The organism is Actinacidiphila sp. bgisy144 (assembly GCF_057708105.1).
This window is the reverse complement of the sequence record NZ_JBYIRM010000006.1, coordinates 56,776-81,760: the sequence shown is the minus strand read 5'-3', so window position 1 is coordinate 81,760 and position 24,985 is coordinate 56,776. Positions and strand designations below refer to the sequence as shown.

At 74.6% G+C, this 24,985-nt stretch carries 21 protein-coding genes; 10 read left to right on the top strand and 11 right to left on the bottom strand.

The features are described 5' to 3' along the window. The first annotated feature begins 19 nt into the window (after positions 1 to 19). Positions 20 to 1,504, top strand: coding sequence for an MFS transporter (locus AC3EVP_RS09155; RefSeq protein WP_435127967.1), 1,485 nt, complete (start codon positions 20 to 22; stop codon positions 1,502 to 1,504). A 48-nt stretch (positions 1,505 to 1,552) separates the two neighbouring features. Here AC3EVP_RS09155 and AC3EVP_RS09150 read toward each other — a convergent pair whose 3' ends face one another. The 3 genes from AC3EVP_RS09150 to AC3EVP_RS09140 form a co-directional block, all read right to left on the bottom strand. Continuing rightward, positions 1,553 to 2,488, bottom strand: a complete 936-nt coding sequence (locus AC3EVP_RS09150) for an RNA polymerase sigma factor SigF (protein WP_435127965.1) — start codon at positions 2,486 to 2,488, stop codon at positions 1,553 to 1,555. Between the two features lie 93 nt (positions 2,489 to 2,581). Continuing rightward, the gene (locus tag AC3EVP_RS09145) at positions 2,582 to 3,547 is read right to left on the bottom strand and encodes an acetylxylan esterase (RefSeq protein ID WP_435127963.1); all 966 of its coding nucleotides are present in this window, start codon (positions 3,545 to 3,547) and stop codon (positions 2,582 to 2,584) included. 220 nt (positions 3,548 to 3,767) lie between these two features. Next, positions 3,768 to 4,325, bottom strand: a complete 558-nt coding sequence (locus AC3EVP_RS09140; RefSeq protein WP_335980937.1) for a GNAT family N-acetyltransferase — start codon at positions 4,323 to 4,325, stop codon at positions 3,768 to 3,770. Between the two features lie 423 nt (positions 4,326 to 4,748). On the opposite strand from AC3EVP_RS09140, the gene glgA reads away from it, so the two are divergent. Together glgA and glgC are read left to right on the top strand one after the other, a co-directional pair. Further along, complete coding sequence (gene glgA / locus AC3EVP_RS09135) at positions 4,749 to 5,921, top strand: glycogen synthase (RefSeq protein WP_435127961.1); 1,173 nt, start codon at positions 4,749 to 4,751, stop codon at positions 5,919 to 5,921. A gap of 89 nt (positions 5,922 to 6,010) precedes the next feature. Beyond that, the gene (gene glgC / locus AC3EVP_RS09130) at positions 6,011 to 7,231 is read left to right on the top strand and encodes a glucose-1-phosphate adenylyltransferase (RefSeq protein ID WP_435127959.1); all 1,221 of its coding nucleotides are present in this window, start codon (positions 6,011 to 6,013) and stop codon (positions 7,229 to 7,231) included. A 43-nt stretch (positions 7,232 to 7,274) separates the two neighbouring features. Here glgC and AC3EVP_RS09125 read toward each other — a convergent pair whose 3' ends face one another. The 7 genes from AC3EVP_RS09125 to AC3EVP_RS09095 form a co-directional block, all read right to left on the bottom strand. Beyond that, positions 7,275 to 8,522, bottom strand: a complete 1,248-nt coding sequence (locus AC3EVP_RS09125) for an MAB_1171c family putative transporter (RefSeq protein ID WP_435127957.1) — start codon at positions 8,520 to 8,522, stop codon at positions 7,275 to 7,277. Further along, positions 8,515 to 9,069, bottom strand: a complete 555-nt coding sequence (locus AC3EVP_RS09120) for a ParH-like protein (RefSeq protein ID WP_435127955.1) — start codon at positions 9,067 to 9,069, stop codon at positions 8,515 to 8,517. The genes AC3EVP_RS09125 and AC3EVP_RS09120 overlap by 8 nt, the downstream gene beginning before the upstream one ends. Positions 9,070 to 9,128: 59 nt before the next feature. After that, on the bottom strand, positions 9,129 to 9,593 hold the full coding sequence (locus tag AC3EVP_RS09115) for an XRE family transcriptional regulator (RefSeq protein ID WP_335980902.1): 465 nt from the start codon (positions 9,591 to 9,593) through the stop codon (positions 9,129 to 9,131). Between the two features lie 315 nt (positions 9,594 to 9,908). Then, positions 9,909 to 11,240 carry an MFS transporter gene (locus AC3EVP_RS09110; protein ID WP_435127953.1) on the bottom strand — a complete coding sequence of 444 codons (1,332 nt, stop codon included), beginning with the start codon at positions 11,238 to 11,240 and terminating at the stop codon, positions 9,909 to 9,911. Positions 11,241 to 11,249: 9 nt separating this feature from the next. Then, positions 11,250 to 13,928, bottom strand: a complete 2,679-nt coding sequence (lanKC, locus tag AC3EVP_RS09105) for a class III lanthionine synthetase LanKC (RefSeq protein WP_435127951.1) — start codon at positions 13,926 to 13,928, stop codon at positions 11,250 to 11,252. A 44-nt stretch (positions 13,929 to 13,972) separates the two neighbouring features. After that, complete coding sequence (locus tag AC3EVP_RS09100) at positions 13,973 to 14,155, bottom strand: hypothetical protein (protein WP_335980899.1); 183 nt, start codon at positions 14,153 to 14,155, stop codon at positions 13,973 to 13,975. 109 nt (positions 14,156 to 14,264) lie between these two features. Continuing rightward, positions 14,265 to 14,426, bottom strand: a complete 162-nt coding sequence (locus AC3EVP_RS09095; RefSeq protein ID WP_335980898.1) for a hypothetical protein — start codon at positions 14,424 to 14,426, stop codon at positions 14,265 to 14,267. A 264-nt stretch (positions 14,427 to 14,690) separates the two neighbouring features. Between AC3EVP_RS09095 and AC3EVP_RS09090 the strand changes: the two genes are divergently transcribed. The 7 genes from AC3EVP_RS09090 to AC3EVP_RS09060 all read left to right on the top strand — a co-directional run bounded on the left by AC3EVP_RS09090 (position 14,691) and on the right by AC3EVP_RS09060 (position 23,879). After that, complete coding sequence (locus AC3EVP_RS09090) at positions 14,691 to 16,580, top strand: AfsR/SARP family transcriptional regulator (RefSeq protein WP_435127949.1); 1,890 nt, start codon at positions 14,691 to 14,693, stop codon at positions 16,578 to 16,580. A 145-nt stretch (positions 16,581 to 16,725) separates the two neighbouring features. Then, positions 16,726 to 17,868, top strand: coding sequence for a radical SAM protein (locus tag AC3EVP_RS09085; RefSeq protein WP_435127947.1), 1,143 nt, complete (start codon positions 16,726 to 16,728; stop codon positions 17,866 to 17,868). An 86-nt stretch (positions 17,869 to 17,954) separates the two neighbouring features. Continuing rightward, positions 17,955 to 18,578, top strand: a complete 624-nt coding sequence (locus AC3EVP_RS09080; RefSeq protein WP_435128251.1) for an iron-containing redox enzyme family protein — start codon at positions 17,955 to 17,957, stop codon at positions 18,576 to 18,578. Positions 18,579 to 18,646: 68 nt separating this feature from the next. Then, entirely contained in the window at positions 18,647 to 18,850 is a 204-nt protein-coding gene (locus AC3EVP_RS09075; protein WP_335980935.1) for an aroma-sacti cluster domain-containing protein, read from the top strand. A gap of 31 nt (positions 18,851 to 18,881) precedes the next feature. Then, entirely contained in the window at positions 18,882 to 22,361 is a 3,480-nt protein-coding gene (locus AC3EVP_RS09070; protein ID WP_435127945.1) for an AAA family ATPase, read from the top strand. Positions 22,362 to 22,464: 103 nt separating this feature from the next. Beyond that, positions 22,465 to 23,307 (top strand): S8 family peptidase, encoded by an 843-nt coding sequence (locus AC3EVP_RS09065; RefSeq protein ID WP_335980894.1) that lies wholly within the window; start codon positions 22,465 to 22,467, stop codon positions 23,305 to 23,307. Between the two features lie 50 nt (positions 23,308 to 23,357). After that, a complete protein-coding gene (locus AC3EVP_RS09060; protein ID WP_335980934.1) occupies positions 23,358 to 23,879 on the top strand; it encodes a GAF domain-containing protein in 522 nt (173 codons plus the stop codon). Positions 23,880 to 23,958: 79 nt separating this feature from the next. On the opposite strand, the gene AC3EVP_RS09055 is transcribed toward AC3EVP_RS09060, so the two are convergent. Next, positions 23,959 to 24,801 (bottom strand): aldo/keto reductase, encoded by an 843-nt coding sequence (locus AC3EVP_RS09055; protein WP_335980893.1) that lies wholly within the window; start codon positions 24,799 to 24,801, stop codon positions 23,959 to 23,961. Positions 24,802 to 24,985 lie beyond the last annotated feature (184 nt).

Genomic DNA, 24,985 nt, shown 5'->3' with positions numbered 1-24,985 from the left:
GCCGAGGAGGTGATCCGCCATGGCGACGTCCGCCGCGGACCGGTCCAGCAGCGAGGGCGGCCGCACCGTCACCACCGACGTGCCGGCCCGGCTGGACCGGCTGCCCTGGTCGGGCTGGCACTGGATGATCGTGGTGGGCCTGGGCACCGTGTGGATTCTGGACGGCCTGGAAGTCACCATCGTCGGCAACATCGCCGGGCGGCTGGCGGAACCGGGCTCCGGCCTTGCCATCTCCTCCTCCGACATCACCGGCCTCGCCGCCGCCCTCTACGTGACCGGGGCGTGCGTCGGCGCGCTCTTCTTCGGCTGGCTCACCGACCGCTACGGCCGCCGGAAGCTGTTCATGGTGACCCTCGCGGTGTATCTGGGCGCCACCGCGATGACCGCGGTGTCCTTCGCGCCGTGGTGGTTCTTCACCTTCCGCTTCCTGACCGGCTTCGGCATCGGCGGGGAGTACGCGGCGATCAACTCCGCGATCGACGAGCTGATCCCGTCGAAGTACCGCGGCCGGGTGGACCTGAGCATCAACGGCAGCTACTGGCTCGGCGCGATCGGCGGCTCGCTGCTGTCCATCGCGGCGCTGAACACGAGCCTGTTCGCCAAGGACGTCGGCTGGCGGCTGACCTTCGCGCTGGGCGTGGTGCTCGGCCTGGTCATCCTGCTGGTGCGCCGGCACGTGCCGGAGAGCCCGCGCTGGCAGTTCATCCACGGCTACGGCGACGAGGCCGAGCACCTCGTCGCCGACGTCGAGCAGCGGGTCGAGACGGAGAAGGGCACCCGGCTGCCGCGCGCCGGCCGCGAGATCACCATCCACCAGCGCAGGAGCATCGGCTTCGGGCTGATCGCCAAAACCGTTTTCGCGAAGTACCCCAGACGCGCGGTGCTGGGCCTGTCCCTCTTCATCGGGCAGGCGTTCCTCTACAACGCCATCACCTTCGGCTTCGGCACGATCCTGATCACCTTCTACGGCGTCGACTCCGGGCACACCGGCTACTACTTCGCGGTGATCGCGGCCGGCAACCTGTGCGGGGCGGTGCTGCTCAGCCCGCTCTTCGACCTGGTCGGGCGGCGGATCATGATCAGCGGCACCTACCTGCTGTCCGGCGTGCTGCTCTTCCTCACCGCCTGGCTCTTCCACCGCGGGACGCTGGACGCCACCACGCTCACCGCGTGCTGGTGCGTGGTGCTCTTCTTCGCCTCGGCCGGCGCGAGCAGCGCCTACCTGACGGTGTCGGAGATCTTCCCGATGGAGACCCGCGCGATGGCCATCGCGTTCTTCTACGCGGTCGGCACGGCGGCCGGCGGCATCACCGGGCCGCTGGTCTTCGCCGACCTGACCTCCTCGGGGAAGGTCGCGGACACCGTGCTGGCGTTCTGCATCGGCGCGGGCCTGATGTGCGCGGGCGGCCTGGTCGCGGCGGTCTTCGCGGTCGACGCGGAGCAGAAGTCGCTGGAGGACATCGCCAGGCCCCTGACCGCGGCCGAAGCGGCCGAACCGGCCTGAGCGGCCGCGGTCACCCCTGCCGCACCCGTCCGTACCGGGCGCGGGCCGTCACTGGGCGAGCAGGCCGGCCCGGAGCTTGCGGACGATACGGCTGAGCAGCCGGGAGACGTGCATCTGGGAGTACCCCAGCTCCTCTCCGATCTGCGACTGGGTCATCTCGTCGACGAAGCGCATCCGCAGCAGCTCGCGGTCGCGGTCGGAGAGTTCGGCGATCAGCGGGGCCAGGCTGCCCAGGTCCTCGACCAGTTCGATCGACGGGTCGCAGTCGCCGATGGAGTCGGCCAGGGTGCGGCCGTCGCTCTCGGGGCCGGCGTCGCTGTCGGACCACGGCACGTCCAGGGAACCGGCGGTGTAGCCGTTCGCGGCGACCAGGCCCTCCAGCACGTCCTCCTCGGACATCTCCAGGTGGGCGGCCAGCTCCGCCACCGTCGGGTCGCGGTCCAGCAGCAGCGCCAGCTGCTCCTTGGCCTTGCCCAGCTCCACCCGCAGCTCCTGGAGCCGCCGCGGCACGTGGACCGCCCACGAGGTGTCGCGGAAGAACCGCTTCATCTCGCCGACGATGTACGGGATCGCGAAGGTGGTGAACTCCGTCTCCCGGGACAGGTCGAACCGGTCGATCGCCTTGATCAGCCCGATCGTGCCGACCTGGACGATCTCCTCGCGGTCGGTCGACGGGCGGTTGCGGTAGCGCCCGGCGGCGAAGTGCACGAGCGCGAGGTTCATCTCGATCAGGGTGTTGCGGGCGTAACTGTGGGCGTGGGTGCCCTCCTCCAGCTCCTGGAGCCGGTCGAAGAAGAGCTTCGACAGCACCCGGGCGTCCTTCGGGGCGACGGCTGTGGCGTCCTCGATCCAGGGGAGCCCGCCGGTCGCCTCCTGGGCCTGGTCGGCCGGACCCGGGTAGGTCGCGGTTCCGCTCGTGCCGGCCGGCTGCTGCGCGTTCACGGTCACGGTCACCTCATCGCCTCGAACTGGTAAAACGGTCATCCGCCTTCTGCCCGGACCTCGCGAACGTATTCCTCCCTTTTTCAAAAGCGGTTCGCCGCGCACCCGGTCAACGCGGCGCACCGCCCGCGCCGTTCAGACGTACTTCGGCAGCCACTCCAGCCGCAGCGCCTCGTGGTGGGCGCCGCCGCCCTCGTGGCTGTTGAAGTCGTAGACCTCGATGGTCCGGTCCTGGTGGCCGTAGCCGTTGAACGCGGCGAACACCGTGGAGGGCGGGCAGGTGAGGTCCTGGAGCGCGGTGGAGAACAGCGCGGGGGCGCTGCCGCGGGCCGCGAAGTGCACGTTGTCGAAGTAGGCGAGGGTGCCGAACACCCGCTCCCGCTCCGGGCGGTGGTTGGCCAGGTAGACCGCGACCTCGCGGTACGGGGCCGCGTCGGTGATCCGGACCGCCCGCGGCAGGTCGCACAGGAACGGCACGTCCGGCGCCACCGCGACGAGGTCCGGCACCAGGCCGCCCACCGCGATGCTCAGCCCGCCGCCCTGGCTGACCCCGGTCAGTACCGTGCGGGCGGCGTCGGCCAGCGGGTGGCTGCGGGCCGCCTCGACCGCGCGCACACCGTCGGTGATCACCCGGCGGTAGTAGAAGGTGTCGCGATCGGCTATGCCGCGGGTCAGGAAGCCGGGCGTCGCGGACGCCGAACCCACCGGGTCGGGGGTGTCGCCGGTCGACCAGGAGCCGCCCTGGCCGCGGGTGTCCATCAGGAAGTGCGCGTATCCCGCCGAGGCCCATGTCAGGTTCTGGTGCGGCAGCCCGCGCCCGCCGCCGTAGCCGACGAACTCCACCACCAGCGGCAGCGGTTCGGTGGACCCGGCCGGTACCGAGAACCAGCCCTTGATCCGGTGCCCGCCGAAGCCGGAGAACTCCACGTCGAAGATCTCCACCGTGCGTATCGCCGTCGCGACCGGCTCGAACCGGGCGTCCAGGTCGTGGCTGCGGGCCTGCGCGAGGGTGTCCGCCCAGAAGCGGTCGAAGTCCGGCGGCTCGATCGAGGCGCTGCGGTACGTCCTGAGCTCTTCCAGCGGCATGTCGAACTGGGCCATCGGTTGCGTCCCCTCCGCGGCTGATCACCAAAGGTCCCGCACACCGTACTGGCCCGGTCCGCCGCGACGCGCCCCGGGCCGCACCTCCGGCAGGCGGGGGCGCGGCCCGGGGCGGCCGGGCTCACTTCTCGGGAGCGCGCTCAGCGGCGGGCCGGCCTTGACCGGGGTCGGTGGTGCAGCCGCCCTTGCGGCAGTTGACATCGGGGCAGGACATCGCGGATCACCTCTTTTCTGCCAGGTCGTCGGGCACACAGTCCAGGAGCAGCTTGTCCACCCGCCGGCCCTGCCACAGCGCGGCGCTGCGCAGCCGGCCGGCGGTACGGAAACCGGCCTTCAGATAGGCGTTGACCGCGGCGGTGTGCGGGGCCAGCACCTCCAGCCACACCGCGCTCAGCGATGCGATGGAGAACGCCCAGTCCAAGGTGAGAGCGGTGGCTTCGGACGCATAGCCCCGGCCGCGGTGCTCCGGGGCGATCACCAGGGTGAGTTCGGCGGTGTTGACCGCCTGGTCGACGCAGAGGGACGTGGTGCCCACCGGCACCGCGTCCTCGGTGGTGACCACTTCGAAGAGCTGGTAGTGCTCCGAGGTGTGACTGCTCAGGAAACGGGCCTGGAACACCTCCCAGGACACCGGCCAGCGGGCACCGAAACCGACGACCGTCTGCGGGTCGGTCTCCCACCGGTGGTAGTCCTGCATCATCTCTTCCCTCGCCAGTGCCAGTGCCAACCGCTCTCCGGCGCGCAGCGGCAGAGGTGCGGGGGAGTGGGGGGTGGTCATCACGTGTCGTCTCTCCCATACGTGTGCCCGGGACCGGGGGATCGCAGCCGTCAATAAAGCGTCATTCCGTACGGCGTCCCGCGGGGCGGGATCGGCGGTATTGCCGCGGGCGCGACGGGGTTGTGCTTGCCCCGGGCCGGGTCCCACCCGGCCCACGAGTGCACCGACGCCCCATACGTGGGCAAAAGCCCGCGCCGGTGACTGCGGGCGGTCATGGGTGGCAAACGGGTGGCAACCGGTGGCAACGGGTGGCAAGGCGCCGAGCATGGCCGAATCCGGGTCAACCGCACCACACCGCGGCGCGTCCGCGCACCGGCGCACCCCCGGCCGGCGGCGCCGCCGGCGAACCCGGGCCGCCGCGGTGATAAGTCACCCGCAAGCGGGGAAAGCAAGGAGAACGGTCGCCGACGGCAGGAGGTCCGCGTGAAGGTCGCACTGCTGACCCGGGAGTACCCCCCGGACGTCTACGGCGGCGCGGGCGTGCACGTCGAGTTCCTCGCCCGCGAACTGCGCCGCCTGGTCGACCTCGACGTGCACTGCTGGGGCGAGGGCGACAGCCCGGGCGTCGCCCGCCACCGCGCCCCCGACAGCCTCGACGGCGCCAACGACGCGCTGCGCACCTTCGCCGTCGACCTCCAGATGTCCGCCGCGCTCCAGGGCCGCGACCTGGTGCACTCCCACACCTGGTACGCCAACCTCGCCGGCCACCTCGGCAAGCTCCTGCACGGCATCCCGCACGTGCTCACCGCGCACTCGCTGGAACCCCTGCGCCCCTGGAAGGCCGAGCAACTCGGCGGCGGCTACGCCCTTTCCAGCTGGGCCGAGCGCACGGCGATGGAGTCCGCCGACGCGGTGATCGCGGTCTCCGACGGCATGCGCGGCGACATCCTGTCCTGCTACCCGGCGCTCGACCCCGCGCGGGTGCACGTGGTGCGCAACGGCATCGACACCGCCACCTACCGGGCCGACCCGCGCACCGACGCCCTCGCCCGGCTCGGCGTCGACCCGGCCCGCCCGTACGTGCTGTTCGTCGGCCGCATCACCCGGCAGAAGGGCGTGCCGCACCTGCTGCGCGCCGCCCGCTCGATCGACCCGGCCGCACAGCTCGTACTGTGCGCGGGCGCGCCCGACACCCCCGCGCTGGACCGGGAGTTCAGGTCGCTCTTCGACGAACTCAGCTCGGTGCGCGACGGGGTGCACTGGATTCCGTCGATGCTGCCGCGCCCGGCGGTGGTGCAACTCCTCAGCCATGCCGCGGTGTTCGTCTGCCCGTCGGTCTACGAGCCGCTGGGCATCGTCAACCTGGAGGCGATGGCGTGCGGCACACCGGTGGTCGCCTCCGCGGTCGGCGGCATCCCCGAGGTCGTCGCGCACGGCACGACCGGGCTGCTGGTGCCCTACCGGGAGGGCCACGCCGACCAGTTCGAGGCGGGGCTCGCCCGGGCGCTGGACCGGGTGCTCGCCGACCCGGCGGCCGCGGCGCGGATGGGCGAGGCGGGACGGCGGCGCGCGGTCGGCGAGTTCGGCTGGGACACCGTCGCGCGCCGCACCGCGCAGCTGTACGAGGAGGTGGCGAAGGCGGGAGCGGCGCCGTAGCGGGCGGGTGCGGGCGGGGCACGGAACGGGCACGTCACGACGGACGACGGCGTACAGGCAGCGTACAGACGACGGACAAGGGGGCGCCGATGCGCGGAGGTGGACCTTCGGTCCTTGGCATAGTGCTGGCCGGCGGCGCGGGCAAGCGGCTGATGCCGCTCACCGCCGACCGGGCGAAACCGGCCTTGACCTTCGGCGGGAACTACCGCCTGGTCGACTTCGTGCTGTCGAACCTGGTCAACGGCGGCATCCTGCGGATCTGCGTACTGACGCAGTACAAGTCGCACAGCCTGGACCGCCATGTCTCGACGACCTGGCGGATGTCCAGCATGCTCGGCAACTACGTGACGCCGGTGCCTGCCCAGCAGCGGCTGGGCCCGCGCTGGTACCTCGGCAGCGCCGACGCGATCCTCCAGTCGCTCAACCTCATCCACGACGAACAGCCGGACTACGTCGCGGTGTTCGGCGCCGACCACGTCTACCGGATGGACCCGCGGCAGATGCTGGCGCAGCACGCCGAGCACGGCGCGGGCGTCACCGTGGCGGGCATCAAGGTGCCCCGGGCCGACGCGGGCGGCTTCGGTGTGATCACCCCGGGCGCCGACGGCGTGACGGTGGAGCGGTTCCTGGAGAAGCCGGCCGACCCGCCGGTGCTGCCCGACGACCCCGGGCGGGTCTTCGCCTCGATGGGCAACTACGTCTTCACCACCAAAGTGCTGCTGGAGGCGCTGCAGGCGGACGCGGAGGACCCGCAGTCCGTGCACGACATGGGCGGCAGCATCCTGCCGCGGCTGACCGCGCAGGGCGCCGCGCACGTCTACGACTTCGACGCCAACCACGTCCCCGGCGAGACCGCCCGCGACCACGGCTACTGGCGGGACGTGGGCACCCTCGACACGTACTACGACGCGCACATGGACCTCGTCTCCGACCGGCCCGCGTTCAGCCTCTACAACCGCGACTGGCCGATCCACACCAACCCCGGCTCGCTGCCGCCGGCGAAGATCGCCGCCGGCGGCATCGTGGGGGAGTCGGTGGTCAGCCCCGGCTGCGTGGTGCGCGGCCAGGTCACCCGCTCGGTCCTGTCGCCCGGTGTCGTGGTGGAGCCGGGCGCGGTCGTGCAGGGCTCGGTGCTGCACCACAACGTGCGGGTCGGGCGCGGCGCGATCGTCCGCGGGGCGGTGCTGGACAAGAACGTGGACGTGCCGCCCGGCGCCACGATCGGCGTCAACCCGGCGCGGGACCGCGAGCTGTACGCCGTCTCGGACGCGGGGGTGATCGTGCTGGGCAAGGGCAGCCCCGTCGGCTGAACCGGGCCGCGGCCTGCCCGCGGGCGGCGGCCCCGGTCCCCGGTCACGTCCGCGGGTCGGGAGCTGCCGCGGTGCCGCCGGGGCCGGCCGCGGCCCGCCGGACACGTCGGCGCACGTCGGCGACGGCCGGGGAACCGGTGAACGCAGCCGTCACCTCCAGCAGCCACGCCGTCTCGGCCGCCACCGTCGCCGCCACGGCCGCCGGCGGCTGCGGCGCGGCCCCGGCCGTCCGGGCGCCCTGGGCACTGTGCCGCCGCCCGGCCCGCTTGTTCTCCAGTGCGGCGGCGATCGTGGCCGCTTCCAGCACCGCCTGCCGCGGGCGGCCGTCCTCCGCCGCGCCCGCCGTCCACCGGTCGACGTCGGCGTCGAAGTACGGCCGCAGTGCCAGGTGCCCGTCGCGGATCTCGATCACCCGCCGGTACAGCGCGAACTCCGCCCGGCGCAGACCCGGCCGGCGCTCGGCCGCCGACGGGTCGAGGGCGATCTGCGGCAGCTCGCGGTGCAGCGCCGACCACAGCGGCTCCAGCGCCCGGTAGCGGCGGTAGGCGCGCAGCCACCGCACCGGGGCGCCGAGCGGGCCGCCCCACAAGGTCGCCGTCGCCCCGCCGGTCGCCAGCAGCGCGGTGATCGCGCCCAGTAAGGAGGACACCATGTCCTCGCCCACGCCCTGGTGGCCCGCGCGCAGATCGCCGAGGACGTCGTCCAGCGCCCAGGCCGTCCAGGCGGCGCCGAACGCGGCGGCGAGCATCATCAGCCGCAGCCCCGTCCGCAGCAGCCCAGGCGCGGTCCGGGCCGCGTGGCCGGCGAGTTCGCGGGCCAGCACGAGCAGGCACCAGGCTCCGTAGACCGCGAAGAGCGCGCTGAAGGCGGCCAGCGCCCACCGGTGGCCGTCCGGGACGGACAACTCGTCACCCCGGGTGTGCGGTTGGGCGGCCAGGAACAGCAGCAGCGACGCGGCCAGCGCCGCACCCGCCAGCCGCGCCTGGCGCCGCAGCGCCGTCCGGCCGACCGCCGGGGACTTGAGGGCGTAGGCGACCAGTGCGAGGAAGGCCAGGCCCGACAGCTTCAGGCTGTGGCTGACGAACATCACCGCCGTGTCGAGCACCGGGTCGGCCGCCAACCCACCTGTCACCGTAGGGGAATTGAGCAGCAGCGCGGGGCCCATGCACAGCGCGAAACCGGAGACGTAGCGCTGCGCGGGGTCCGCGCGGGAGCCGCGGGTGATCGTCAGCCGGTGGACGCCGAAGACCAGGAAGAACGCGGCGCCGAGGAAGGAGAGCAGGTCAGTCATCGAGGCGGCCCGGCGCCGGGCCCTCCGGAGTGCCGAACAGCCGGTCCAACCGGGCCCGCCCCGGGTGCGGCGGCTGCGGCCGGGCGTCGCGGGCGTCCTGGGCGGTGCGCGCCAGGATCATGGAGGCCACCAACTCCGCCTCCTGCTCCTGCGGTTCGGTGTACACGCTGCGGCCGAGCACCCGCTGGACCAGCGACGGCGCCAGGTGCGGCATGAGCACCTCGGCGGCCGCCGACGCGGCGGGCGCGGTCTCGTGGTGGCCGCAGATCAGATGGGCCGCCTCGTGCAGCAGGATGTGCTGCTGGTGCAGCGCGCTGGTGTCGGCCGCGTACAGGATGCAGTCGGCCCGGTCGGTGGTGACCAGCAGGCCGCACGGGGTGTGCAGCGCCGCGGAGATCGGCACCAGCTCGATCGGACGGCCGCGGGTGCCGGCGAGCATCCCGATGAAGACCGCCGCGTCGAACGGGTCGGGCAGGTCGAGCCCGTCCACCGTGCGCCGGCAGCGCTTCCACATCTCCCGGCCGCCGCCGCGTCCTGCCCGCCTCACCCGCTGTCCCTCCCTCCACCGGCCGGAGCCATGAGACCTCACAGCGGAGTTCGGGCACGCTACAAGCCGCGCCCCTGGGAACTGCGCTCCCTGCGGGCGAGGACGTCGATCATGTCGCTGATCGTGGCCGCGTCCTCGGGGGACAGGTTAACCGCGCGCAGCGCCATGCTGCGCACACCGGCGTCGCGCAGCGCGCCGAGGAGTTCGAGTTCCTTGGCGATGGCCGCGCCCTGCTCGTCGTCGAAGAAGTACCCGACGGGGACGTCGAAGAACTGCGCGAGGGCCTCGAGATGGCGCTTGGTGGGATTGTCCCGGCGGCCGGTGCGCAACTGCCACAGGTACGTCGCGGAGAAGCTCTCGCCGGTGGCCTCGCGGCAGGCGCGGGCGACTTCCTCGTGGCTGTACGGCTCGCGGTTGGGGCGCCGGACGACGCGGAAGAGGGCGTCGATCTTGTCGGCGAGGGTGGCGTCCGGCTCGCGGTCGGCGGTGGTGGTGGACGACACGGCGGAAACACGCTTGTCCATGGTCCGCCTCCCCCCGAGTAGTACCGGCCAGGCCCGGGTGCCCTGCCCCCGGCCTCATCGTAGCCGGTGCCCACCCGATCCCGGAATGGCCGTCGGCTGTGTGGCCGATGTGAACCGGGTGACGGGGCGCGGGTGGCGGTGTCCGTGGGTTCGCCCCCGCCGCCGACTTCCGTGCGTGACGCGGACGTTGCTGTCCGTTCGGTCCGGCGGGCGGCCGGAGCCGTCGGAACGCCGATCCGGCCGGGCAAGGGGATTTCCGGCCATGTCGGGGACCGGGGGCGGCACTTGGGTGGGGGATGCGAGCCGGTGCCCCGGTCAGACCGCGGCCGGCTCCGGCGCGGGCACAGCGGGGGCCTTTCGGGCGGCCCGCAGCGCGGGCGGCAGGCTCAGCGCGACGCCGCCGAGCGCGATCAGCCCCATCGCCCACAGCGCGCCGCGCACCCCGAGCCAGTCGCCGAGCACACCGCTGCCCAGCGCGCCGACCAGGCCCGCGGTGGCCACGCACACCTGGAGCGCGGCCATCGCGCGGCCGAGCGTCTCCTCGGACATGTCGGCGACGAGCACCGAGCTGACGGCCACATTGGCGATCGACCCGAAGAAGATGGGCAGCCCGATGCCCAGCGCCGCGCAACACGCGGCCAGCGGCAGCGGCCCGTCGGCCAGCGGCAGCAGCAGGCTGCACGCCATCGCCGCGGTGAACGCCCCGAGCAGCACCCGCCGGGGGTTGCGCCCCGGCGCCAGCACGCGCCCGGCGACGGCCGAGCCCGACAGCCCCATCAGCCCCGACAGCGCGAAGAGCGACCCGTACGCGGCCGTCGGCAGGTGGATCACCCGCAGCAGGAACGGGCCGGTCAGGGCGGTCACCCCGGCCAGGGCCGCGGCCGGCACCACGATGAACACCGCCAGCGCGCGGTGGAAGCCGTCGCCGGTGAACAGCCGCAGGCCGGCCAGCGCGCCGCGCAGCGAGGTCAGCATCGAGGGCGCCGGGCCGCGCGGCACCAGGTCGGGCGAGCGCATGGCGAGCAGCGCTACGGCGCTGAGCAGGTAGCTGGCCACGTCGACCGACAGCGCGGCGGCCGCGCCGAGCACCGCGATTGCGGGCCCGGCCAGCAGCCGGCCGACGAGCGCGGCACCGTACTGCCCGGCCTGGAGCCGGGCCCGGGCGCTGCCGATGCCGTCGGGGCCGACGAGCTGGCGCAGGTGCAGGAAGTACACGGACATCGAGAACGTGGAGGTGGCGCCCATGACGGCGCACAGCAGGCCCAGCCACAGCAGCGAGACGGTGCCCGCGGCCAGTCCCAGGGCGACCGCGCCGACGGCCGCCGCGCAGACCAGGTCGAGCAGCACCAGGGTGCGGCGCGGGTGGGCGAGGCGGTCGGCGAGCGCGCCGGCCGGGAAGCCCAGCAGCAGGATCGGCGCGGTGGCGGCCGCGCTGATCAGGCCGATGGCCCCGGCCGAGGCGTTGAGGTGCACCACCGCCACGACGGGCAGCGCGATGGTGGTGAAGACCGAGCCGAACGCGGAGGCGGTCTGCCCGCACCAGTAGTAGTTGACGTCGCGCCGCACGCCCCGGTCCGCGGGGCCGGGCGGCTGCTTCGTGTCCGCGTCCGGTCCGCCGCTCGGGCTGTCGGTCGTGTCACGGTCCATCGGGGCACCTCACCTGGCTGCGGCGGTCGGGGCGGGGGCGGCGGCGAGCGCGTCCACGGTGAACAGCGGGTCGGGCGCGGGGTCCAGCAGCTGCGTCAGGAAGAGCAGCACGCCCGCCGAGCCGCTCCACAGGTCGGCGCTGAACCGCATGTTCTGGTCGCCGAGGAAGCGCACCCCGGTCGGGTGCGGCACCGCGAACTTGTACAGGGCCCGCGCGCTGCGGACCGCGGCGTCCCGGGCGGCGGCGTCGCCGGTCAGCCGGGCGTGCTCGGCAGCCGCGAACCCCAGTCCGGCCTGCCCCTGGAAGAGCCCGGACATCGCGGTGTACGGGGTGCGGGCCGCGGCCAGCAGCCGTGGCAGCGCCTGGACCAGCCGCTCGTCGCCGATCGTGCGGGTGTAGCGGACGACGGTGTGCGCCATCGAGGCGGAGCCGCAGTACAGGTAGGGCAGGCTGCGGCTGTCGGCGGCGGAGATCGGGAAGGCCAGACCGGGCGCGTCGGGGTCGGTGGCGCGGTCGAGTTCGGCGTGCAGCAGCCGCACCCCGCGCTCCGTGCCCGCCGACGACCCGGTGACGGCGTCGAGTTGCTGGAGCATCAGGGCGATGCCGGTCCGGCCGTGCATCAGGCCGGTGGCGTCGTCGGCGCCGAGCAGCGCGGTGAGTTCGGCGTCGGGCGGCAGCGCCGCGGCGAGCTGCTGCGCGCGGTCGAGGTGCGCGTCCTCGCGGGTGTGCCCGTAGAGGGCGAGGTGGGCCATGGCCAGGCCCGAGCTGCCGCCGAAGAGGGTGGCGCAGGCGCCGGAGGCGGTCAGCGGGTGCCGGTCGGCGGCGGCGAGCAGGTCGCGTGCCTCGTCCAGCAGGCCGTGGTCGGCGAGCACCCAGGCGATTCCGGCGGTGCCGGCCATCAGCCCGGGCCCCAGGCGCTCGATGCCGTCGAAGGTGTCGGCGCGCAGCCGCTCCAGGGCGCCGTCCGGGAGGGCGCGCCCGGCCCGGGTCAGGGCGTGCAGCACGCCCGCGGAACCGTAGGCCAGGCACTGGGTGTTGCTGGCGTATCCGTCGGCGATGGTGGGGAACACCCGGGCCGGGTGGCCGGGTTCGGCCATGGCGGTCAGCGCGTCGGCGGTGCGGTCGCGCAACTCGGCCAGGTGGCGCAGCGGTTCGGCGGCCACCTGCTCGGGGGTGGGCAGGGGTACGGCGCCGTCGGCGGCGGGGCGCGGCGGGTGGAAGCGGACCGCCTTGCGCCACAGGGGTTCCGGCACCGGCGCCCGCTCCTGGAGCTCGCCGCGCAGGTGGGCGAGCGTATCGGGGTTGCGGCGGGCCAGTTGGTGGAAGGGCCCGAGCAGCAGCAGGGCGAGGCCGGCCAGCCCGTAGGTGTCGTGGATCAGCCGGTCGTCGCCGACGAGTTCGGGCGGCGGGGCGTAGCCGGGCGTGCCGATCACCAGGATCTCGTCGCTGTCGGCGCGCTGGGCGGCCTCGAAGTCGACCAGCCGGACGCTGTCGTCGTCGCCGACCATGACGTTGCCGGGGCTGACGTCCACGAAGAGATAGCCGGCCGCGTGCAGGCGGTCCAGCGCGGTCTCGACCCGTGCGATCAGCTTCTCGCAGCGCGCGTAGTAGTCGTCGAACTCCTCGCGGCGGCGGCCGGTGCCGAGCATGGGCTGATGGGCGACCATCCAGCGCTGGAGGGTCTCGCCCTCGACGAACTCGGTGACCAGGTAGTGGTGTTCCCACTCGCGGAAGAGCTCCAGCGGCTGCGGGGCCAGGCCGGGCACCGCCTCGTGCAGCGCGGTGAGCGTGGCGTGCTCGGCGCGGAGCTGGTCGGGCGCGGTGCGCTCGCCGTGGGCGATCCCGGTGTGCGCGCGGGCCTCCTTGATGAAGACCTGGCGGCCGGTGGCGAGTTCGCGGGCGCGGTAGGTGCCGCCGGAGTTGGAGAACTGGAGGGCCTCTTCGAAGGCGTAGCCGTGGAAGGTGACGGGTGCGGGTGCGTCCGCCGTGGCCGGGGCGCCTTTCGCACGGGTCGCGCCCTTCGCCTTCGGCCCCTGCGCCTTCGGTCCCTTCGCCTTCGGCCGGCCGGCGGCGAACGGGTCGGTGACGCCGTCGGGCAGGTGGAAGGAGACCCCCCGGCGGTCCTCGGCCAGGACGCCGTCCGGGCGGCGCAGCAGCATGGTGTAGGTGCCGTCGGCGTTGACGCGATCGCGCGGCAGGTAGGCGCCGTACCGGTAGTGGACGGTGCGCGAGTCGCGGTAGCGCCGGTCGGTGAGGATGAACGGGCCTTCCTCGTCCGCGAGTTCGGTGCGCAGCCGCTCCATGAGCGTGCGGGCGGCCTCGACGCTCGTGGGGTAGGCGGCGACGAACTTGCCGCTCTGCTGGCGGGCGGCCTGCTTGTGGTGCATCCACCAGTAGAACAGTGCGCAGGACATGTTCTTGAAGGCGACGTCCTGCTCGAAGCAGACCGCGGCCACGGTGTCGAGGACGTGCTGCTGGCGGCCGGGCCGCGCGGACACGTGGACCTTCCAGCCGTCCTCGACACCGCGCAGCTGCCGGCCGCGGTGCCACATCGTCCAGATCCCGGCCTCGGCCCCGGTCCAGCCGTCCGGTACGGCCGCGGGCCGGTAGACCTCCCCGCGGTCGCGGGCGGTCTCCAGCGGGGCGTAGAACTCCTTGTCCGCGACGACGTACAGGAACGGGATCATGGGCCTCTCCGGTGCGGGATCGACGTGCGGGGTACGGCGGGGAGTCAGCAGCAGACCGCCAGGCTCGTCGCGCTCGTGGAGCCGAGCAGCTGGTCGGGTTCGGGCGCCTTCACCCCGAGCTCCTGAAGGCCCAGCGGCATCGCGGTGTGCGCCTCGACCTCGGACTCCTCGGTGTCGGCGGCGGTTTCGGGCTCGGGTTCGGGCGCGGACGGTACGGGTTCGGCCATGGTCGTCTCCTGTCGGGGTGCGGGCGCCCGGGCGGCCGGCCCCGGCCGTACGGGCGCACAACGACGTGTGGGCGGCGCGCCGTCGCGGCACGCCGCCCACACGGGAGGATCAGGCGCAGGCGGCCAGGCTGACCGTGCTGCCGGGAGCCTCCAGGTTGCTGACCTCCAGGTCCTGGAGCTCCAGGGGAGCGGCGGTGTGCGCCTCGACCTCGTTGTCGGTCTCGGTCTCGGCAGCGGCTTCCTCGTTGGTCGGGTCGACGGCGTCAGCCATGATCGTCTCCTCGTGTCAGCGGATGTGAAGCGTCGTTCGGACGTTCCACACGCTAGGAGCAGGGGATTCGGAACCGGTCTACTCGCGGTATGCGGCCGGTATCGCCGCAGGTCGCGGTGGGTTGGCCGACAACTGCCGCGGCTCGGCCGGATGTTGCCTTGTTCACCCGGGCGAATCCGTTTGATATAAGTCATCCGCCTGATGTCATTCATCTCAGCTCATGACCTGGTCCCGGGTCAGCCGGTGGGAAAGGTGAAACCAGAGATGGCCGAACCCCAGCACGACGCCCTGCGCCTCACCGTCCTCGGCCCCCTGTCCGTCGGCACGCCCGACGGCCCCCTCCCGCTCGGCCCGCTCAAACAGCGGCTGCTGCTGGCGATGCTGCTGCTGCGCGCCAACACCCCCGTGTCGCTCGACCTGTTGACCGACACCCTGTGGGACGGCCGGCCCCCGCGCACCGCGCGCAAGAACATCCAGGTGTACATCTCCGCGCTGCGCAAGCTCCTGGACACCGTCGGGGCGGGCGACCGCCTCGCGCACCACGCCGGCGGCTACCTGCTGCGGGTGCGGGACGACGAACTGGACGTGCTGCGCTTCCAGCACCTGGCCAGGGCCGCCCGCGAGGCCACCGCGCAGGGCGCGTTGGCCCCGGCGTCCCGGATGCTGCGCGAGGCGCTCGGACTGCGGCAGGAACTCCCGCTGCGCGAACTGCGGTTCTCGCCCGCGGTGCGGTCCGAGGCCGAACGCCTCGACAGCCGCCACCTCCAGGTCTACGAGGACTGGGCCGAGATCGAGCTGCGGCTCGGCCGCGCCACCGAGGTCGCCGAGACCGTCGCGGACCTGGTCGAGCGGCACCCCGAGCGGGAACGGCTCAGAGCCGTGCAGATGACCGCGCTGTTCGCCCAGGGCCGGCAGACCGAGGCGCTGTCCGCCTACGCGGCCCTGCGCCAGCTCCTCGCCGCCGAGTACGGGCTCCAGCCGAGCGCCGCGCTGGAGACGCTCTACCGCTCGATCCTCGACGGCGGCCCCCAGCAGCCCGGCGGCACCCTCGGCTCGCTCGGCGCCGCCGACCCGCGGACCGCGCCGCGCCGCCCCGGCGGTGAACTGGGCGCCGTACTCCCGCAGGACCTCGCCGACTTCACCGGTCGCGTTCCCCAACTGCACGAGCTGTGCGGCCTGTTGGCGGGCGAACGGCGGCTGACGCTGCTGACCGGGCCGGTCGGCACCGGCAAGACCGCGCTCGCGGTGCACACGGCGCACCTGCTGGCCGCGGAGTTCCCCGACGGGCGGGTGCTGCTGCGGATGCGCGACGAGCAGGGCCGGCCGCGCCCGGCCGCCGCCCTGGTGGCCGAGCTGTCCCGGCTGGCCGGCCTGCCGGAACCGCCGCACGGGGCCGGCGCTCTGGACCCCGGGACCCGGCGGCCCGGCGCCGAGGAGGCCGCGGCCGCGTGGCGGGCCTGGCTGGCACCGCGGCGGGTCCTGCTGGTGCTGGACGACGCGGCCGACGAGGCGTCGGTGCGGCCCCTGGTGCCCGACAGCGGCGGCAGCGCCGTCCTGGTCACCGCCCGCGCCCAACTGGCGGGCCTGGCCGCGGCCAACCGGCTGGAGCTGGCGCCCTTCGAGCGGGCCGAGAGCCTGGAACTGCTCGGCCGGATCATCGGCACCGACCGCCTGCGCTCCTGTCCGGCCTCGGCCGAACGGATCGTGGCCGCCACCGGGATGCTGCCGCTCGCCGTACGCGTCAGCGGCCTGAAGCTCGCCGTACGCCGCCACCTGCCGCTGGGCGAGTACGCCGCCCGGCTCGGCGACGACCGGACCGTCCTGGACGAACTCGTCGCCGGGGACGCCGACGTCCGGCCGAGCCTGGCCGGCTGCTGGCAGGACCTCGGCCCGGCCGACCGGGCCGCGCTGTGCCTGCTGGGGGAGCTGCCGGACCGGCCCTTCACCCTGCGCCAGGCCGCCGAGGCGCTCACCTGCGACCAGGACGACGCCCTGCACCGGCTGGAGTCGCTGATGGACGCCGGCGTGCTCATGGCACCGCGCAGCGAGGTCACCGCCCACGCCGCCCGCTACGAGCTCCCGCGCCTGACGAAGGTCTACGCGCGTGAACAGGCGCAGCGCCACCTCCTGCCGCTGCCGCGGGCCACCGCCTGAGCCGCACGCGCCGACCCGGCGTGCGCCCCTTCGGGGGCCAACGGTGTCCCGGGCCGCCACCTGCGGATTTACCGCTCCCATACCGCTTCTTACCCCACCTCGAACCGCTCCCGCCGACACTCGGGAGGACGATGAGGAGCGTGCGATGGAACTCGCCGAACTGATGACACAGCGCCCGCTGCCGGGCGCGGGCCTGCTCCTGACCGTCACCGGCCGCTGCCCGCTGCACTGCGCGCACTGCTCCACCGCCGCCACCATGGCCTCCGGCGAACCCGACGCCGCCCGGCTGCGGTCCTTCGTCGGCAGCTTCACCGCCGAGGAGCACCCCGCGGTGCTCATGATGACCGGCGGCGAACCGCTGCTGCGGCCCGGCCTCGTCACCGAACTCGCCGCGAGCGCGCGGGCGGCCGGCACCAGGACCGCGCTGCTCACCGGCGCCTTCTTCGTCGGCCCGGCGGCCCGCGCGGAACGGCCGGGCGCCCACGCCGTGCCGGAGCGGATCTGGCGGGCCGTGACGTCCGTCGACCACTTCTCGGTGAGCATGGACGCCTTCCACGAGCGCGAGACCGGCCGCGCGCCCGTCCTCGCCCTCCTGGCGCAGGTGCTGGACGCCGGGGTCGCCACCAGCGTCCACCTGGTCGGCAGCGGCCCCGACGACCCCTACCTCGCCGATGTCACCGCCGACATCCGCCACACCTTCGGCACCCGGGTGCCCATGCTCGTCAACTCCCTGCGCCGGGTGGGCCGGGCCGCCTCCTGGGCCGCCGCGGACACCGCGGCGCCCGACCCGGAGCGCGCGCTGCCCTGCGCCATGGCCGCCTGGCCGGTGGTCGCCGCCGACGGCGCCGTGCTCGCCTGCTGCAACCAGGACGTCGTCGACCGCAGACCCGCCCCCGCGCACCTGGCGCTCGGCCACATCGGCGCCAACGGCTGGCCGGAGATCAGCGCCCGGGTGCGGCGGTCGCCGGTGCTGCGGATGATCAGGACGGTCGGCCCCGCGAACCTGCGGCACCGCTACGGCGCCGCCGACCCCGCCGCCCACGCCGCTCAAGCCGACCCCGCCGCCCAGCCGGCCCCGGTCCGCGGCTACTGCGACGGCTGCCGCGCGCTCGCCGACCAGCCGCGCGTCCTGGCCGCCGCGGCCGCCGCGGGCGCCGGACCCGCGGGCGCGCTGCTCGACCGGTACGCCGCCGACGGCCAGGCCGCGGCCGGCGCCGTGGCCCTGGTCCGGCGGCACGGCTGCGCCCCCTACGCCGACCTGGTCGCACCGCGCGGAGCCGCGCGGTGAGCGCGGCCACCGCGGTCCCGCCCGGCACCGCGCTGCGCGCCCGGCTGGCGCTGACCGCGCCCGCGGTGCAGGCGGCCACCACCGCCATGTGGCGCCCGCAGGGCCTGAGTTCGCGCTACGACCGCTACCTGGCCGCCATGCACGGGCTGATCCGCGCGTCCGTGCCGCTGATGGAGCACGCGGCAGGCCGCTGCGCCCGGCTGGGCCCCGGCGACCCGGTTGCCGCGCCGCTCACCGCCTACCTGCGCGCGCACATCGAGGAGGAACGCGGCCACGACGCCTGGCTGCTGGCGGACATCGCCGCGCTGGGCGGCGATGCCGCGGCCGTCCGCGACCGGCAGCCGTCCCCCGTCGTCGCCCGGCTGGCAGGCGCCCAGTACTACTGGATCACGCACCACCACCCCGTCGCGCTGCTCGGCTACATCGCCGTGCTGGAGGGCAACGCGCCCGCGCCCTGGCTGGCGGACCGGATCGCCGCCGCCGGAGTGCCCGCCGCGGCGCTGCGGACCGTACGCGGCCACGCCGAGCTGGACGGCGGGCACACCGCCGCGCTGTTCGCGCTGCTCGACGGGCTGCCGCTCGACCCGCCCCTGCTGCACGCGGTCGTGATGAGCGCGCTGCACACCGTGGACGGGCTCGTGGAGCTGTTCGCGCACATCGGCCGGGCAGCGCAGCAGGAACACCCCAGGGAAAGGACGCACACCTCATGAGCGACGGGGCGGCGCAGAGCCGGGAGCGCGACGGCGGCCACGGCGGCGCGGACATCGGCGGGGCGGGCATGGACGGCACGGCCGACGACACCCTGGAGGTGCTCCAGGCGCACGGCTTCGGCGTCGCCGACCTCACCGAGGAGCAGCGGGACGTGCTGCGGGCGCTGAGCGCGGAGGAGCTGTCGGTGATGCTCGACATCAAGGCGCGGCTGGACGAGGTCGGCCCTGAAGTGCAGGCGCACAGCGAGATCGCCGGCGGCGCGCTCTTCTGAGCCGCTCCACCACCAGCGGAAGGGACCGAGCATGCACTGCACCGCGTGCGACGCCGAACTGCCCGCCGAGGCGCGCTTCTGCCCCTCCTGCGGCACCCCGGCCGCCCCCGGACCGGCCGGGGTGCGGCAGGAGGAGCGCAAGGTCGTGACCGTGGTCTTCTGCGACCTGGTGGGCTCCACCGCGCTGTCCGGCGTGCTCGACCCGGAGACGCTGCGGACCGTGGTGCTGCGCTACTTCGAGCGGATGCGGGAGTGCCTGGAGCAGTTCGGCGGCACCGTCGAGAAGTTCATCGGCGACGCGGTGATGGCCGTCTTCGGGGTGCCGGTCACCCACGAGGACGACGCGGCGCGGGCGCTGGCCGCGGCACTGGCGATGCTGGACGCCGTACAGCGCCTCAACGACGTGGAGTTGGGGCCCTCGCTCGGCATCCGGATCGGGGTGCGCATCGGGGTCAACACCGGGCCGGTCGTCACCGCCTCCGACGTGTCCTCGCGCCAGGCGCTGGTGTCGGGCGAGACGGTCAACGTCGCGGCCCGGCTGGAGCAGAACGCCGCCGAGGGCGAGGTGCTGATCGGCCCGGAGAGCCGCCGCGCGGCCGGCGCGCGGGCCCGGACCGAACCGGTGGGCGCGCTGCGGCTGAAGGGCAAGGAGGACGCGGTCGACGCCTACCGGCTGGTCGCCGTGGTCGAGGAGGAGCCGGAGGTCAGCCGCCGCTTCGACGTGCCCTTCGTCGGCCGCGACCGCGAACTGGCGGCGCTGCGCGAGGCGTTCACCGCCACCGCCGCACGCGACGGCCAAGGGCCCGACCTGGTCGTGGTCTTCGGCGAGGCCGGCATGGGCAAGACCCGGCTGATCCACGAGTGGCGCAAGCAGTCCGGGCGGGCCTTCGCCCACGGCGCGGGCCGCTGCCGGCCCTACGGCGAGCACGGCAGCCTGGCGCCGCTCGCCGAGGCGGTGCGCCAACTCCTCGACAGCGAGCCGGACATGGCGGACCCCGCGGGCATCGCGGACCGCACGGATCGCGAGGAGGCCGCCGCCGCGCTGGCCGTGCTGTCGGCCGGGCTGCTGGAGGACGGCACCCCCAACCCGTCGACCGACGACACCTGCGCCGCGCTGACCGGCCTGCTCGCCGTACTGGCGCGCCGCCGCCCGCTCGTCCTGGTGCTGGACGACCTGCACTGGGCGAGCGAGCCGCTGCTGGCCATGGTCACCGCGCTGCGCGCCGAACTCGCCGGCGCCGGCGTGCTGTTCGTGTGCGCCGCCCGCCCCGACCTCGCCGACCGCCACACCGGGTGGGGCGGCCCCCGGGCACGCACCCTGACCCTGCCCGGCCTGACCACGGCGCAGGCCGAGACCGTCGCCGAAGCGCTCACCGAGGTCGGCGCGCACTGGGACGGCGCCGCGCCCGCCCGCGGGCGTACGGGCGTACCGCCGCAGGTGCTGGAGTCCGCCGGCGGCAACCCCTTCTACCTCGAACAGCTCCTCGCCGCCCTCACCCAGCCCGACTCCGGCTACCGCCCCGACGGCGGCGGCGACCTGCCGACCACCCTCCAGGCGCTGCTCGGCGCGCGGATCGGCGCCCTCGGCCGGGCGGAGCGCGCCGCGCTGGACATCGCGGCCGTCGCGGGCCGGGAGTTCACCGCCGACCAGGTCGCCGACCTGGTCGCCGACGACCCCGAAGGCGCGCCCGGCGGCGCCCTCTACGACGCCGCGGCCCGCACCCCCGCGCCCGGGCCGCTGGGCGACGCGCTCGCCGGACTCGGCCGCCACCGCCTGCTCGCCGGCACCCATCCGCTGCGCTTCAGCAGCGGCCTCGTCCATGAGGTCACCTACCAGTCCATGGCCAAGCGCACCCGTGCCGAACGCCATGAACACGCCGCGCTGGCCCTGTCCAGGCGCCTGGCGCCCGCCGCCGAGGAGGCGCCCGCGGGGCCCCGGGAGGAGGGAGGCCCGGGCGAGGTGCTGCTGCGCGCGCGGTCCGGCGGGGTCGAGGGCGTGGCGGCCGTCGCGGCGCATCTGGAGCGGGCCTACCGCTACCGGGCCGAGCTGGGCGTGTTGGACCCGCACACCGACCACCTGCGGGCGCGGGCCGTGCGGTTGCTGGTGGAGGCGGGCTCGCGGGCGCTGGCGCGGTCGGATCTGGCGTGGGCGGCGGGGCTGTTGGAACGGGCGGTGGATCTGGCGGCCGAGGACGAGCCCGAGTGGGGCGCGGCGGCGCGGCGGCTCGGCGACGTCCTGCTGGCGACCGGCCGTACCGACCAGGGCCGCGCGCTGCTGCTCGACGTGCTCGGGCGGGAGGCGGTGCGCCCGGTGGAGGCGGCCCACGCGCGGCTCGCGCTGGCCGCGGTGTCGGCGGCGCCGGACGGCAGCAGCGCGGGGACCGTCGCCCAGTGGGCGCTGCCGGTCTTCGAGCAGGCGGGCGACGACCTCGGCCAGGCGCGGGCCTGCATCCGGATCGCACAGGACCGGCAGTCGCAGGGCCGCCATGTGGCCGCGGACGACCTGCTGTCGCGGGCCCTGGCCCACGCTTGCCGGGCCGGCGCCGAGCCCGAACGGGCCCTGGCCCTCGGCGCGATCGGCGTCTCGCTGTGGCGCGGCCCCGAACCGGTCCCGTCGGCGGTCGCCCGCAGCCGCGACCTGCTGGCCGAGCACGGCGAGCAGCGCCCTACCGTACGGCTGACGCTGAACTGCCCGCTGGCGGTGCTGTTCGCCCTCCAGGAGCGGTGGGTGGACGCCGAGGCGTGCCTGAGCCGGGCCCGCCGGCTGGCCGGCGAACTCGGGTACGCCGAGGGCCGCGTGGTGCTCCCGCTGTTCGCCGCGGCGGTGGCGACCCTCGGGGACGACCGCGCCCGGGCCCTGGACCTGCTCGAGGAGGCCGACGCCGCCGCGGCGCGCCTGAAGGCCGACGGGCTGCGCGGTGTGGTCGCCCGCGAGGCGGCCCGGCTGCTGGTGGACGTCGGCCGCCACGACGAGGCCGCCGCCCGCCTCGCCGCCGCCCCCAACGGCTCGGGCCCGGCCGCCGCCTCGGCCGCCGGCCCCGGGGCGCGTACCGGCAGCGGCTCGCGCACCGGCCCGGACCCGTACGCCCTGGGGGCGCCCGCCGAGCCCGGCGCGGCCACCGGTGAACGTCCGGCCGACCACCCCGGCGCGGGCCTGGACCCTGCCACCGGCCCGGGCACCACCACCGCGGACTCCGGCGCCCCCGCCGCCCCCGGCGAGGCCGCCTCCGACACGGCCGACCTCGACGGTCTCCTCGCCCGGATCGCCGCCGCGCGCGGCAGCGCCGAGCAGGCCGAGGCGCTGTCCGCCCGCGCGGTGCGCACCGCCGCCGGCACCGACTCCCCGGTCCTGCTCGCCGTCGCCTGGCTGGACCGCGCCGACGTGCTGCGCCGCGCCGGGAACGCCGAGGCCGCGGGCGAGGCCGCAGCTCAGGCCGCCCGGCACTTCGCGGCCAAGGGCCACCTGCCCGGCGCGCGCCGCGCCGCCCGCCGGCAGCAGGCCCCCGCGTGAGCCGCCCGCCGCCGCTGCCGCCCGTACGGCACGTCACGCCCCGAGAACCCGCGCGGGCCGCCCACCGCACCCGCGACCCCGCCAGAACGCGAGAGGCTGCTGCATGGGAACCGTCGAGAAGGGCGCCGTCCCCTCACTCACCTGGAGCCTGCGCGGCAAGCGCCCGGAGGACGTGCTCGTCGCCGCCGACGGCGAGCCGCCGGCGCCCGGCCGCGGCTGGGCCGACGCGCTCGGCACCGGCGTACGGGTGTGCGTCGTGGACTCCGGCGTGGAGGGCGGCCACCCGCTGATCGGCCGGGTCGACGGCTCCTGGACGGTCCGCAAGGACGCCGCCGGCACCAGCGTCGTGGCGACCGAGCCGGGCGACTCCTGCGGCCACGGCACCGCCTGCGCGGGCATCATCCGCAGGACCGCGCCGGAGTGCGAGCTGTACAGCGTGCAGGTGCTCGGCAAGGGCTTCGGCGGCACCGGGGACGTGCTGCTCGCGGGCCTGCGCTGGGCGATCCGCCAGGGCTTCGACGTGATCAACCTCAGCCTGTCCACCACCCGCCCGCAGTTCGCCGAGGAGCTGCGGGTCCTCGCCGACGAGGCGTACTTCCGCGGCACCGCGATCGTCGCCTCCGCGCACAACACCCCGGTGGAGAGCTTCCCGTGGCGGTTCGCGTCGGTGATCTCCGTGGGCAGCCACCAGGAGGACGACCCCGAGCTGCACCTGTACAACCCGAGCCCCCCGGTGGAGTTCTTCGCCCCCGGCCAGAACGTCCAGGTGGCCTGGCTCGGCGGCGGGTCGATCAGGACCACGGGCAACAGCTTCGCCACGCCCTACATCGCCGGGCTGTGCGCCCGCATCCTGTCCCGGCACCGCCGGATGACGACCTTCCAGCTCAAGAACGCGCTCTACCTTTCCGCGGCCAACGTCCAACTGGGCATCAGGGGTGCTTCGTGACACAGAGCAACGAGAGCAACGCAGTGACCGACCCGCTCTCCCAGGAGCTGATGCAGTCGGTGGTCGACACCGCTCGGGCCATCTTCGGCGCCCAGGCCAGTTCGGTGTTCCTGCTCGACGAACCGGCTCACGAGCTGGTCTTCCAGGCCGTCTCCGGCCAGGGCGAGAGCTTCCTGGTCGGGCGGCGCTTCCCCGCCGAGAGCGGCATCGCGGGGTGGGTGGTCTCCTCCGGTGAGCCCGTCATCGTGGACGACCTGTCCCGCAGCTCCTCCTTCGACCGGGACTTCGCCGAGTCCACCGAGTACGTCCCCGACGCGCTGATGGCCGCGCCGCTGACCCACGGCGACCGGGTGCTGGGGGTGCTGGAGGTGCTCGACCCGGTGCCGCAGTCCCGCTCCAGCCTGAGCGAGCTGGACCTGCTGGCGCTCTTCGCCCGGCACGCGGCGGCCGCGCTGCGGGTGGTGGTGGACCGGGCCCGACCCGCGCCGGCCGGCGCGCTCGGCGGCGACGGGCGCGCTGCGGCGCTGCGCATGGCCGAGGACCTGCGCAGGCTGCTGGAGACCTCCGTCTGACCCCCGGCCGGGCGGCGCGCCACCTCCCGCGACCCGGGGCGCGGGAGGCGGCGGCGCGTCGCCCGGCCGGGGTACGCCCCTACGGCACCCAGTTGAAGGTGTCCGGGTCCGGGCCGGTCCGCTCACCGCGGTCCAGCGCGGAGATGTCCGCCAGGTCCTGGCCGGTCAGCTCGAAGTCGAACAGGCGCAGGTTCTCCGCCACCCGCGAGCGCGTCACCGACTTCGGGAAGACGATGTCGCCGCGCTGCAGGTGCCAGCGCAGCGTCACCTGCGCCGCGCTGCGCCCGACCCGCTGGGCGATCGCAGTGATCACCGGGTCGTCCAGGACCATGCCCTTGGCGATCGGGGACCACGCCTCGGTGGCGATGCCGTGCTCTTCGCCGAAGGCGCGCAACTCGTCCTGCACGAGATAGGGGTGCACCTCGATCTGGTTGACCGCGGGCACCACCGAGGTCTCCTCGAACAGCCGCTTGAGGTGCGCGATCTGGAAGTTGGAGACGCCGACCGCCTTGACCCGGCCGGACCGGTAGATCTCCTCCATCGCCCGCCACGTCTCGGTGTAGTCGCCGACCTCCGGCAGCGGCCAGTGCACCAGGAACAGGTCCATGTACTCCATGCCGAGGTCGTCCAGGCTGCGGGTGAAGGCGGTCAGCGCGTCACCGTAGGCGTGGAAGCCGTTGTTGAGCTTGCTGGTCACGAAGACCTCGGAGCGGTCCAGGCCGGATTCCGCGACGGCCTGCCCGACCTCCTTCTCGTTGCCGTACATCTCGGCGGTGTCGATGTGCCGGTAGCCGATCTCCAGCGCGGCCAGGACGGCGTCCTTGGTGTCCTTCGGCTCGATCTGGAACGTGCCGAAGCCGAGCTGCGGGATCGTGACGCCGTTGTTGAGGGTGACGTCCGGGATGGTGGGCGCTGAGGCCATGGTGAGCGCCTTCTTCCTTGCGTGGCTGCCGGGGCAGGGGGGTGCGCGGATACCTACGCGGCCGTACCCCCGCAAACCACCGTAAGGGCACCGGCGCGCCGTGGCCCGCCGGAAGCCCGCGGCCCCCGAAATCGGTCAGATGTACGAACGCGCGGCGCGTTCGACGCGCCCGGCGGGCCGCGGC

Bases quoted from the DNA above. Each gene is read 5' to 3' on its own strand.
- AC3EVP_RS09060 (WP_335980934.1), top strand. From the start codon at position 23,358: ATGCAGTCGGTGGTCGACACCGCTCGGGCCATCTTCGGCGCCCAGGCC.
- AC3EVP_RS09110 (WP_435127953.1), bottom strand. From the start codon at position 11,240: ATGGACCGTGACACGACCGACAGCCCGAGCGGCGGACCGGACGCGGAC.
- AC3EVP_RS09155 (WP_435127967.1), top strand. From the start codon at position 20: ATGGCGACGTCCGCCGCGGACCGGTCCAGCAGCGAGGGCGGCCGCACC.
- AC3EVP_RS09150 (WP_435127965.1), bottom strand. From the start codon at position 2,488: ATGACCGTTTTACCAGTTCGAGGCGATGAGGTGACCGTGACCGTGAAC.
- AC3EVP_RS09090 (WP_435127949.1), top strand. From the start codon at position 14,691: ATGGCCGAACCCCAGCACGACGCCCTGCGCCTCACCGTCCTCGGCCCC.
- AC3EVP_RS09065 (WP_335980894.1), top strand. From the start codon at position 22,465: ATGGGAACCGTCGAGAAGGGCGCCGTCCCCTCACTCACCTGGAGCCTG.
- AC3EVP_RS09125 (WP_435127957.1), bottom strand. From the start codon at position 8,522: ATGACTGACCTGCTCTCCTTCCTCGGCGCCGCGTTCTTCCTGGTCTTC.
- AC3EVP_RS09140 (WP_335980937.1), bottom strand. From the start codon at position 4,325: ATGACCACCCCCCACTCCCCCGCACCTCTGCCGCTGCGCGCCGGAGAG.
- AC3EVP_RS09115 (WP_335980902.1), bottom strand. From the start codon at position 9,593: ATGGACAAGCGTGTTTCCGCCGTGTCGTCCACCACCACCGCCGACCGC.
- AC3EVP_RS09070 (WP_435127945.1), top strand. From the start codon at position 18,882: ATGCACTGCACCGCGTGCGACGCCGAACTGCCCGCCGAGGCGCGCTTC.
- AC3EVP_RS09080 (WP_435128251.1), top strand. From the start codon at position 17,955: ATGTGGCGCCCGCAGGGCCTGAGTTCGCGCTACGACCGCTACCTGGCC.
- glgC (WP_435127959.1), top strand. From the start codon at position 6,011: ATGCGCGGAGGTGGACCTTCGGTCCTTGGCATAGTGCTGGCCGGCGGC.
- AC3EVP_RS09055 (WP_335980893.1), bottom strand. From the start codon at position 24,801: ATGGCCTCAGCGCCCACCATCCCGGACGTCACCCTCAACAACGGCGTC.
- AC3EVP_RS09095 (WP_335980898.1), bottom strand. From the start codon at position 14,426: ATGGCTGACGCCGTCGACCCGACCAACGAGGAAGCCGCTGCCGAGACC.
- AC3EVP_RS09100 (WP_335980899.1), bottom strand. From the start codon at position 14,155: ATGGCCGAACCCGTACCGTCCGCGCCCGAACCCGAGCCCGAAACCGCC.
- AC3EVP_RS09085 (WP_435127947.1), top strand. From the start codon at position 16,726: ATGGAACTCGCCGAACTGATGACACAGCGCCCGCTGCCGGGCGCGGGC.
- lanKC (WP_435127951.1), bottom strand. From the start codon at position 13,928: ATGATCCCGTTCCTGTACGTCGTCGCGGACAAGGAGTTCTACGCCCCG.
- AC3EVP_RS09075 (WP_335980935.1), top strand. From the start codon at position 18,647: ATGGACGGCACGGCCGACGACACCCTGGAGGTGCTCCAGGCGCACGGC.
- AC3EVP_RS09145 (WP_435127963.1), bottom strand. From the start codon at position 3,547: ATGGCCCAGTTCGACATGCCGCTGGAAGAGCTCAGGACGTACCGCAGC.